Source organism: Azospirillum isscasi, assembly GCF_030849505.1.
In the GTDB taxonomy this organism is placed as follows: Bacteria; Pseudomonadota; Alphaproteobacteria; order Azospirillales; family Azospirillaceae; genus Azospirillum; species Azospirillum isscasi.
Genome location: NZ_JAUJFI010000014.1, coordinates 46,522 through 57,451, shown reverse-complemented (window position 1 = coordinate 57,451; position 10,930 = coordinate 46,522). Strand labels below are relative to the sequence as shown.

Sequence of the window (10,930 nt, the reverse complement as noted above, 5' to 3'; positions counted from 1 at the left end):
CGCCCGCCGCCGCCCGCCCGCCGCGCGGCCCGGACCGCCGGTGGCGCGTCTGCACGATCGGCGCGGTCGGCATCCAGAAGGGCTACGAGGTTCTGCTGGCCTGCGCCCGCGACGCCGCGGCGCGTGGCCTGCCGCTGGAATTCGTGGTCGTCGGCTTCAGCGAGGAGGACCCGCCCCTGTTCGAGACGGGGCACGGCTTCGTCACCGGCCGCTTCACGGAGGAGGAGGCGGTCGCCCTGGTGCGGGCGCAGGAGGCGGACATCGCCTTCCTTCCCTCGATCTCGCCGGAGACCTGGTGCTACGCCCTGTCCACCGCCTGGAAGGCCGGGCTGGAGGTGGCGGCCTTCGATCTGGGGGCGATGTCCGAACGCATCCGGCAGCAAGGCGGCGGCCATTTGCTGCCACCATCGCTGGAGCCTGCGACAATCAACGACACGCTCCTGGGCATTCTTGACGCTCATACGCCGCATGGCGTAGCAATCGGACAATCTTCTTCCTTTCGGCCAGATTACAGGCCAAGCGTTCCAGCGGTGGATTCGGATGGTCCGGACGGCTGCTGTTCAATTTTCCAGTTCCACGGGGGGTCGTCGATGATCGGCAGCGTTGCGTCCGCAGAAGCCCAACAATCCATTCAGATCAAGGCAACGGCCCAGACCTTGGCCCTGGCGCCCGGCTTCTATTCCCTGATCGTCACGAACGGCGGCGGGGCGGCGGCGGCGGGCGAGTTCCCCCTGCCCAGCGTCCAGCTCGCGCCGTCCCCCGGCAACCATGCCGGCAGCAGCGTCGAGATGATCGGCAGCGTGCCGGGCAACTGGCTGAGCAAGCCGGGCGACACCATCATCATCAAAGTGTCGGGCGGCCCTGCGACCGTGATTCTGTCTTCCTACAAGCACGTCGACCGCCCGAACGCGCTCCTGTCGCTCCAGTTCTCCCGCATCGACGACACGCCGGGGACCCAGCAGGCCGCCGCCGCCCCGGCGCCGGTCGCCGCGCCGGTGCAGAGCGCTCCCATTCCGGCTCCGGTGCAGGCCCCGTCCGCCGTCCGCCCGCGTGCCGAGATCCTGGCCCACGTCCAGCGCCAGGGCGACCTGCGCTTCGCGGATTCCACCTGGGCCGGCGCCGTCGGGCAGCGGCTGTGGATCGAAGCCTTCTCGATCACCCCGGTCGAGGGCATCGCTCCGGAGGATCTGGAGTACAAGGGCCTGACCGCCAACGGCTGGGAAACCCCCTGGATCACCGGCGGCGGCATGTGCGGCAGCCGCGGCCTGGGCACGCCGCTGATCGGCTTCTCGATCCGTCTGCGCGGTGCCGCGGCCGAGCGCTTCGACTGCGTCTATGAGGGCGCCTTCGTCAGCGGCTACCGCTCGCCCGCCGGGCAGAGCGGCAGCCCCTGCCGCTCCGACGCGATCGGCGACGCCCTGGAAGGCATCCTGCTGCGTTTCGTCGAAAAGCAGCGCCCCTATTGATCCGGAGCGATTCCAGACCGATGGACATCAAGACCGTGCTCAATGTCGGATGCGGTCAGCGCGCCATTTCGATCCTCGGCAGCTCCCTGCCGGCGGACGGGTGGCGGGAGCTGCGTCTCGACATCGATCCGAAGGTCGATCCGGACATTGTCGCCTCGATGACGGACATGGCCCCGGTGCCCGACGGGTCGGTGGACGCGGTCTGGTCGTCGCACAATCTGGAGCATCTCGACCCGCACGAGGTTTCGGTGGCGCTGCGGGAGTTCCTGCGCGTCCTGAAGCCGGGCGGCACGCTCCTGCTGACCGTGCCCGACCTGCAGGCGGTGGCGAAGCTGGTGGCCGAGGACCGGCTGGACGAGCCGCTCTACGGCTCCCGGCAGGGTCCGGTCCGGCCGCTGGACGTCGTCTACGGCTACGGTCCGGCGCTTGCCGCGGGAAACCGCTTCATGGCTCACCGCACCGGCTTCACCCCGAACCTGCTGGGGCGGCTGCTGCAGGAGGCGGGGTTCGAACCGGTGGCGATCTGGCGGCGGGCCGAGGCGTACGAGTTGCAGGTCAAGGCCTTCCGCCCGCCCGCTCCGGCCGGGGTGCTGGAGGAGCTTGGCATCGCCCTGCACCCGCCCGTGGGCTGACGCTCCGGGACCATGCTCATCCTGGCCCGCGGCGGATGGCGGGCCTTTTCTGCGGAATCGGCGGCACGCGATGAACTATCTCTTCGTCCACCAGAACTTCCCGGGCCAGTACCAGCACATCGTGCAGCATCTGGCGTCCCAGCCGGGCAACCGGGTGGTCTTCATCTCGCACGACAGCCCGGCGCAGATCCCCGGCGTGGAGCGCGCCGTCTACCAGCCCTTCCGGACGGCAAAATCGACGACCCACCACTACATCCAGGAGCTGGAGCTGGCGGTCGTCTACGGGCAGAGCGTCTACGAGGTCTGCCGCCGTCTGAAGGCCGAAGGCTTCCGCCCCGACATCATGATCGGGCACAACGGCTGGGGTGAGACGCTGTACATGAAGGACGTCTGGCCCGACGTTCCGCTGCTCGCCTATTTCGAATTCTTCTACCACCGGCAAGGGGCCGACATCGGCTTCGATCCCATGGTCCCGGTCATCGAGAACGACGGGCCGCGGGTGCGCACCAAGAACGTCATCAACACGCTGGGCTTCGAGGCCGCCGACTGGGGCCAGACCCCGACCGGCTGGCAGTGGTCGCTCTACCCCGACTACATGCGCGCCCGCATCAGCGTGATCCACGAGGGCGTGGACACCGCCATCGTCCGGCCGGAACCCGAGGCATGGCTGCGCCTGCCGTCGGGCCTGACGCTGACGCGCAAGGACGAGGTCATCACCTACGTCGCCCGCAACCTGGAGCCCTACCGCGGCTTCCACGTCTTCATGCGCGCCCTGCCGGGCATCCTGAAGCGGCGGCCCAAGGCCCATGTGCTGATCGTCGGCGGCGACGAGGTCAGCTATGGCCAGATGTCCAGCGACGGGCGGAGCTACCGCGACATCCTGCTGGCCGAGGTCGGGCAGGGCATCGACCGGGAGCGGGTGCATTTCCTGGGCAAGGTTCCCTACGGCACCTTCCTGTCGGTGCTGCGCGTCTCGTCGGCCCACGTCTACCTGACCTATCCCTTCGTGCTGTCCTGGTCCTTCCTGGAGGCCATGGCATCGGGCTGTCTGCTGATCGGCTCCTCCACCATTCCGGTGGAAGAGGTGCTGCGCGACCGGCAGAACGGGCTTCTGGTGGACTTCTTCGACGGGGCGGCCCTGGCCGACCGCATCGACGAGGTGTTCGAGCATCCCGACCGGATGCAGACCCTGCGCGACCGGGCGCGCCGGACGGTGGTCGAGAACTACGACCTCCGCACCGTCACCCTGCCCCGCCACCTTGCGCTCATCGACGACCTGATCGCCGGGCGGAACCCCGCGGAGAGGGCCCCGAAATGAGCGCGTGGAGCGACGGCTACAACGCCGACATTGCCTACACCCACGGTGCCTACCGCGAGCTGACGCCGGGTTACCTGTCCTACGTCTGCCTGCTGAACGGCGTCCGCCCGCCGCGCACCGACCGGCCCTTCCGCTATTGCGAGCTGGGCTGCGGCCAGGGGATGACCCTGAACATCCTGGCGGCGACCCATCCCCAGGGGCGCTTTACCGGCATCGACTTCAACCCGCTGCACGTCGCCGGGGCGCGCCGGATGGCCGAAGAGGCCGGGCTGGCCAACGTCGCCTTCCATGAGCGGAGCTTCCAGGAGGTGGCCGCCGGGGCGCTGCCGGCGGCGGAGGCCGGCGAGGGCTTCGACTTCATCGTCCTGCACGGCGTCTACAGTTGGGTCAGCCCGGAGAACCGCCGGGCGGTGGTGGACATCCTGGAGAAGACTCTGAAGCCCGGCGGGCTGGTCTTCGTCAGCTACAACGCCATGCCGGGCTGGGCGCCGCTTCTGCCCTTGCAAAAGCTGATGCTGGCCCATGCGGCGGCCAACCCGGCCCGCAGCGACCGGCAGTTCGACGCCGCGCTGGGCTTCGTCAACCGGCTGAACGAGGCCGGCGCCGGCTATTTCGCCGCCAACCCCACCGTCGGCCAGCATCTCGCCACGATGGCGGGACAGGACCGCCGCTATCTGACGCACGAGTATCTGAACACCCATTGGGAGCCGCTGGGCCATGCCCAGGTGGCGCAGGACATGGCGCGGGCGAAGCTGGGCTATGCCTGCTCCGCCAACATCCCGCACAATTTCGACGAGTTGTCGGTGCGTCCGGAACTGCGGACCATCCTGGCGGAGATCGCCGACCCGACGCTGGTGGAGACGGTGCGCGACTTCGCCATGAATCAGGTGTTCCGCCGCGACATCTTCGTCCGCGGCCCGGACCGGTTGTCCGCCGCGGAGACCGCCGCGGAACTCCGGCGGCTTCGCTTCACGCTGATGGTCCCGCGCGAGAAGGCCGGGCTGGCGGTTCCGGTGCCGCTGGGCGAGCTGCGCCACGATCCGGGGCTCGGCCTGCCGATCCTCGACGCGCTCGCCGCGGGCACGCCGGGCCTCGGCGAGATCGCGGCGCTGCCGGACATGGCCCGGCACGATTTCGGCACCATCTCCCGCTTCGTGGCGCTCCTGGTTTCCGCCAACCACGCCCACCCCCTGGCGGACTCTTCGGAGGAAGCACGCGAGGCTGCCGGACGGCTCAACCGGGCGATCGCCGGGCGCATGCTGGTCGATGAAAGCCTGTTCTTCCTGGCGTCTCCCGTGGTCGGGCTGGGCGTCGGGGCCGACTCCCTGGAACGCCTCGTCCTGGCCGGCCTTCTGGGCGGGCAGCCGGTGGACGTCCAGGGGCTCGCCGGCTTCGTGACGGATGCGCTGCGCGCGCTCGGGCGCGCGATCTTCGCCGAGGACGGGGCCCCCATCTCCGATCCCGAGGCCATGCGCCCGCTGGTCGCCGCGAAGCTGGCCGATTTCCTGCCGCAGAAGCTGCCCGTGTGGCAGCGGCTCGGCCTCCTGTGATGGAAGGCGGGGCGCCGGAAAGGGCTGTGGCGCCCATCGGCGCCCCGTCGTATGGTTCGTCCGTTTTCCGAAGCCCAGGACTTGAAGATGAGCCACTCCGCCGCCGACCGCGTCCGCGAAGCCCTGCTTGAGACGTCCCGGAACTTTGCGGCCTTCGCCGCGCAGGCCGACCGCATCGAAGCCGCCGCCGGGCTGATGATCGACGGGCTGAAGGGCGGCGGCAAGGTGCTGTTCTGCGGCAACGGCGGGTCCGCCGCCGATTCCCAGCATCTCGCGGCGGAGCTGACCGGGCGCTATCTGCGGGACCGCGCCCCCCTGGCGGCGGTGGCCCTGACGGTGGACACCTCCGCCCTGACGGCCATCGCCAACGACTATTCCTACGACGAGGTGTTCACCCGGCAGGTCCGCGGCCTGGGCCGGGCCGGCGACGTGCTGGTCGGCATCTCGACCAGCGGCAACAGCCGCAACGTGGTGGCCGCCCTGGAAGCCGCGCGCGCGCTCGGCATGCGCACCGTCGGGCTGACCGGCGCCGCCGGCGGGCGGATGAAGGAGCTGTGCGACGTCTGCCTGTGCGTGCCCTCCACCGACACCCCGCGCATCCAGGAAATGCACATCGCCGCCGGCCACATGCTGTGCGAACTGGTCGAGAACGCCTTCGTCTGACCCCGCCGCCGTCAGCCGCCCAGCCGTTCCGCCACCGCGTCGGCGATGGCGAGGCAGGAGGTCAGGCCCGGCGATTCCATGCCGAACAGGTTGACCAGGCCCGGCACCCCGTGCGTCTCCGGCCCCTGGATCAGGAAGTCGGCCTGCGGCTGGCCGGGGCCGCTCAGCTTCGGGCGGACGCCGGAATAGGCCGGAACCAGGGCGCCGTCGGGCAGACCCGGCCAATAGCGCCGCACCTCGCCGTAGAAGCCGTCGGCCCGTCTCGGGTCGACCCGGTAGTCGAGCCGGTCGTAATCCGCGGGGGCCAGCCACTCCACGTCCGGGCCGAAACGGGCCTGCCCGGCCAGATCCAGCGTCAGGTGGACGCCCAGCCCGCCTTCCACCGGCACCGGATAGACCAGCCGTGCGAAGGGTGAGCGCCCCTGCCCCAGCGCGTAGTAGTTGCCCTTGGCCAGCACCCGCGGCGGCACATGCCCCGCCGGGAAACCCTCCAGCCCCCGGGCGACGCCCCAGGCCCCCAGCCCGGCGGCGTTGACCAGCGTCCCGCAGGCGATGCGCATCGGCTCCGCCCCGCCGACCTCCAGTTCGAAGCCGTCCGCGCCGCGGTGGACGCGCTCCAGCGGGCTGAGGAAGGCCAGCATGGCGCCCGCCGCCTCCGCGTCGCCCCGCAGGGCCAGCATCAGGCCGTGGCTGTCGATGATGCCGGTCGATGGCGACAGCAGCGCGCCCACGCAGCGCAGGTTCGGTTCCAGCGCCATCGCCTCGGACGCCGAGAGGGCCACGAGATCGTCCACCCCATTGGCGGCGGCCTGGGCGCGGATGGCCTCCAGCCGGGGCAGCTGGGCCTCCTCCGTGGCGACGATCAGCTTGCCGATGCGGGCGTGCTCCACCCCATGCGCCGCGCAGTAGGCATAGAGCGCGTCCCGCCCGGCCACGCACAGGCGCGCCCGCAGGCTGCCCGTGGGGTAGTAGATGCCCGCGTGGATGACCTCCGAGTTGCGCGAGCTGGTGCCGGTGCCGATGGCGTCCGCCGCCTCCAGAACCACCACCTCCCGCCCGGCGCGGGCCAGCCGCCGGGCCACCGCCAGCCCGATCACCCCGGCCCCGGCCACCACGCAGTCCACCCGCTCCATCGTTCCTCTCCGGTCCTTCAAAAGGGCTGATCCAAAGGCTTCCTCAAGGCCAACAAGGCCGCAAAAGCAGCCGGGCACGCAAGAGGGATGCGCAAGAGGGATGCGCAAGAGGGATGGAGACGCGGCATCCCCGGATGGACCACTCCCCTTAGGCCCGCCGCCCCGCAAGAGGCGTCCGGTCGGGCAAGGCCAGACCAGAAAACGTCACCCTCTGGATTCATCCGCACGCTCGCATTAAGACCCGGGACATCAAAAAATAACCACATGATAAAATTGATTCTGTTGACTTACTTTTTTGACGCTATGAGTTGATTTGGTCGATAATTCTTCGGCATTCATTGAATGCATGCCACTCATTTCTGAATTGAAGAGCTGTTTTCACAAACAGGCCCTCTTTTATTCGAAGGTGGCAGCGATGAGCACACCGGATTACGTGGTTCCCGTATCCGAAATCGCCGGAAGCGGGCGCATTCAAATCGATTCATTGCTCGCCGGGTACAAATGGGGTGCGGAGAGTCAACCCGGGAACGGCGTTTCCCTGACCTATTCTTTCGGTGTCGCCGGCCTGTCGGCCTATCGGGACGGCTATCTGACGCCGGACCCGGGAAGCGTCTGGACCCTGTCCGGAACGGCCCAGGCGGCGATTCGCCAGGCGATCGGGACCTGGACGGCGGTCGCGAACATCACCTGCACCGAGGTCACCGACAGCGCCCTGTCCTGCGGCGACATCCGCTTCGGCGGAAGCAACGCGCCGGCGACCGCCTACACGGTCCTGCCGGTGGTGGATCTGCCGGAAGCCGGCGACATCTGGTTCGGCAAGCTCTTCGCCGACCCGTCCCTGTCCTGGGCATCCGGCTCCTACATCCACCAGACCATCGTCCACGAGATCGGACACGCCTTCGGCCTGAAGCACCTGCACGAGGAATACGGGGCTTTCCCGGCCGCCCCCACGGGCATCGACTCCCAGCTCCACAGCACGATGAGCTACCGCTCCTATCCCGGGGCGTCTCCGGAGATGGGCTATTGGCAGGACCGCTTCCCCACCACCCCCATGGTCAGCGACATCGCCGCCATCCAGTATCTGTACGGCGCCAACATGTCCACCAACGCCGGGGACACCGTCTATTCCTGGCAGCCGGGACAGGCGATCTTCGAAACCATCTGGGACGGCGGCGGCAACGACACCATCAGCTGGGCCAACCAGACCAGCGACGCCCGGATCGACCTGCGCCCCGGCTCCTACAGCGACCTGGGACCGGCCTGGAGGGCCGGCTTCTCCATGGAATCCCGGACGCTGGGCATCGCCTACGACTGCTGGATCGAGAACGCCATCGGTGGATCGGGAAACGACGCCCTGATCGGCAACGCGCTGGACAACGCCCTGTTCGGCGGGGCCGGAAACGACACCCTGAGCGGGGGGACCGGAAACAACCTGCTGGACGGCGGCGACGGGTTCGACACGGCGGTGTTCGAGGGGGCGCCTTCCTCCTACACCATCCGCCACACCGGGGCGGGCGAGGTGATGGTGGACGGCCCGCAGGGGACCAACACCCTGCGCAGCATCGAGCATCTGTCCTTCGGCGACATGACCCTGGCGCTGAGCCGCGACGCCACCCCCGGCACGGTGGCCAGCACCTTCTTCGGTGTGGTCAGCAGCGTGTCGGGAACGCAGATCCTTCAGGAGGCCTCGACCTACTCCGGCCCGGTCCAGACCCTGCAATGGCAGTTGATCGGCAGCGACGACGGCGAGGCGATCGTCGGCGGAAACGGGAACGACTTCATCAACAGCCGGAGCGGCATGGACGCCATCGACGGCGGGGCCGGCGACGACGTGCTGGACGGCGGCACGGGGTCGAACTTCCTCACCGGCGGCGCCGGGCAGGACACCTTCTTCCTCGACGCCCGCTCGGGCGAACCGGTCTGGTCCACCGTGACCGACCTGGAGGCGGGGGAGATCGTCACCGTCTGGGGCTGGCAGCCGGGGCAATCGGCCCTCACCTGGACGGAGATGGACGGAGCCGGCGGATTCACGGGCGCCACGGCCCACATCGACCTCGACGGCAACGGCCATACCGACGCCAGCCTGACGCTGAGCGGCAAATCCGTGGGGTCCCTGACGACGATGCCCGGCACGGTGAACGGCACCGATTATCTGGCGGTCTGGCTGACCGGTTGAACGGAGTGCGGGCGTCCGTTCGGGCGCGTTGCTCTGACAAGGCCGGGCGGGTACTCTCCCGCCGGCATTGCCCGACCAGCGTCTTCACAACCGCCCGAGGACCCGACCACCCGTGTCCAACGCCGCCATCTATTTCCATCCCGACGGTTACGAAACCGCACGGGCGGACCTGAAGGGCCGCCATGTGGCGGGCGAATCCTTCCTCGTCGGTTTCTTCCGGCACTCCGGCCTGAACGGTTTCGCCTGCCACGCCGACGGGCCGGAGCAGGCGCGGCTGTTCGCCGATCTCGCCGCCCGCCACGCTCCGGGGCGGGAGGTGGCGCTCTACCCGACCGGCGAACCGTCGCGGCTGGCCCGCCTGGGGTGCCTGTTCGTGCCGGGGCCGGGCATCGACCAGTTCGCCTGGCGGCGCCGGTCCCGCGACCAGCGGGGCTACAGCCTGTGCGGCATCACCCACACGACCTCGGAATCGCCGCATGCCCTGGGCGCCCTGGCCACCGCGCCGGTGCAGCCGTGGGATGCGGTGATCTGCACCTCCTGGGCGGCCCGCGCCTCGGTGGAGGCGGTCCTTGCGCCCTACGCGGAGTATCTGCGCGACCGGCTCGGCGCCGCCGAGGTGCCGATGCCGCATCTGCCGGTGATCCCGCTCGGCGTGGACACGGGCGCCTTCCGCTTCGACCCGGCGACCCGCAGCGCGGAGCGCGCGGCGCTGGGCATCGGCGAGGAGGATGTCGCGGTGCTGTTCATGGGGCGCCTCAGCTTCCACGCCAAGGCGCACCCGATCGCCATGTATCTGGCGCTGGAGGAGGCCGCCCGGCGGACCGGCAAGCGGTTCCACCTGATCCAGGCCGGCTGGTTCGGCAACGACGCCATCGGCACCGCCTTCACCCAGGGGGCCCGGCGATACTGCCCCAGCGTCAACGCCATCTTCCTGGACGGCCGCAAGCCGGAGGTGCGGACCCGCATCTGGGCCGCCGCCGACCTGTTCACCTCGCTGGTGGACAACGTGCAGGAAACCTTCGGCATCACCCCGGTGGAGGCCATGGCGGCGGGGCTGCCTTGCGTCATCACCGACTGGAACGGCTACCGCGAGACGGTGCGCGACGGGGTGGACGGATTCCGGATTCCCACCATCCTGCCGCCGCCGGGCACCGGGCCCGACTTCGCCGACCGCTACGCCGCCGGGCTGGACACCTACGACTACTTCATCGGGCGCGTCTCGCAGGTGACCGCCGTCGACGTGGCGGCGGCGGCGGACGCCTACGCGCGGCTGGCCGCGGACCCCGCGCTGCGGCGGCGCATGGGCGAGGCCGGGCGCGCCCGCGCCATCGCCATGTTCGACTGGAAGGCGATCATCCCGCAGTATCTCGACGTCTGGCGCCAACTGGCGGAGATCCGCAACCACGCCGCGGAACGCGCCCCGCGCCGCCCCGACCGCGACGGCAACCCGCTGCGCCCCGATCCGCTGCGGATGTTCGAATCCTACCCGACGCGCCACCTGTCCCCGTCCACGCGGCTGCTGCGGGCCGGCGGCCTCGCCCGCGCGGGGATCGCCGATGCCCTGGCGGCGCTGCACGCCGACCCGCTGAACTCCACGGCACGCGGCGGCACCGTGTCTCCGGCCACCGACCTCCTGCTGGTGCTGGAAGCCCTGGATCCGCCCGGCCGCCCGGTTTCCGGGATCCTGACCCTGGTGCCGGAGGAGCGCCGCCTGCTGCTGCTGCGCAGCCTCGTCCACCTGATGAAGTACGGCTTCGTTCACGAAGCTGGATTAGCACAGGGGACAATATCCTAAGTTATGCACGGGATTCAGCCCGCTTTCCCTTGCGACGCAACAGGGGTTTGCGCTAAAGAGTGGACTATTCCACTTGTTTTTGTCGACGGCGGGCATCCTGACGAAACAATCGATGCAACCGATGGTCCGCCCATGCTGGCACGTCGCTTCACCAACCGCGGCGAAGCGCTTGGAACCCCCTCAGCCTCGCTGCGCGG

The 10,930-nt window shown here is 69.5% G+C and carries 8 protein-coding genes; 7 read left to right on the top strand and 1 reads right to left on the bottom strand.

The annotated features are described in order from the left end of the window. From QSG27_RS05275 to gmhA, 5 genes are all read left to right on the top strand, one after another. Positions 1–1,466, top strand: a 1,466-nt coding sequence (locus QSG27_RS05275; RefSeq protein WP_326522681.1) for a glycosyltransferase, incomplete at its 5' end; no start/stop codon positions are given. 20 nt (positions 1,467–1,486) lie between these two features. Continuing rightward, positions 1,487–2,098: a class I SAM-dependent methyltransferase gene (locus QSG27_RS05270; protein ID WP_306704089.1), complete on the top strand. Its 612-nt coding sequence runs from the start codon at positions 1,487–1,489 to the stop codon at positions 2,096–2,098. A gap of 70 nt (positions 2,099–2,168) precedes the next feature. Beyond that, a complete protein-coding gene (locus QSG27_RS05265) occupies positions 2,169–3,416 on the top strand; it encodes a glycosyltransferase family 4 protein (RefSeq protein ID WP_306704088.1) in 1,248 nt (415 codons plus the stop codon). Further along, positions 3,413–4,966: a class I SAM-dependent methyltransferase gene (locus QSG27_RS05260; RefSeq protein ID WP_306704087.1), complete on the top strand. Its 1,554-nt coding sequence runs from the start codon at positions 3,413–3,415 to the stop codon at positions 4,964–4,966. The genes QSG27_RS05265 and QSG27_RS05260 overlap by 4 nt, the downstream gene beginning before the upstream one ends. 87 nt (positions 4,967–5,053) lie before the next feature. Then, positions 5,054–5,629, top strand: a complete 576-nt coding sequence (gene gmhA, locus QSG27_RS05255; protein ID WP_306704086.1) for a D-sedoheptulose 7-phosphate isomerase — start codon at positions 5,054–5,056, stop codon at positions 5,627–5,629. 11 nt (positions 5,630–5,640) lie between these two features. Here the strand turns inward: gmhA and QSG27_RS05250 are convergent, their stop codons facing one another. Continuing rightward, positions 5,641–6,762 (bottom strand): NAD(P)/FAD-dependent oxidoreductase, encoded by a 1,122-nt coding sequence (locus QSG27_RS05250; protein ID WP_306704085.1) that lies wholly within the window; start codon positions 6,760–6,762, stop codon positions 5,641–5,643. A gap of 415 nt (positions 6,763–7,177) precedes the next feature. On the opposite strand from QSG27_RS05250, the gene QSG27_RS05245 reads away from it, so the two are divergent. Both QSG27_RS05245 and QSG27_RS05240 read left to right on the top strand, forming a co-directional pair. Next, on the top strand, positions 7,178–8,938 hold the full coding sequence (locus QSG27_RS05245) for a M10 family metallopeptidase (protein ID WP_306704084.1): 1,761 nt from the start codon (positions 7,178–7,180) through the stop codon (positions 8,936–8,938). Positions 8,939–9,050: 112 nt separating this feature from the next. Further along, positions 9,051–10,733, top strand: a complete 1,683-nt coding sequence (locus tag QSG27_RS05240; protein ID WP_306704083.1) for a glycosyltransferase family 4 protein — start codon at positions 9,051–9,053, stop codon at positions 10,731–10,733. Positions 10,734–10,930: the final 197 nt, after the last annotated feature.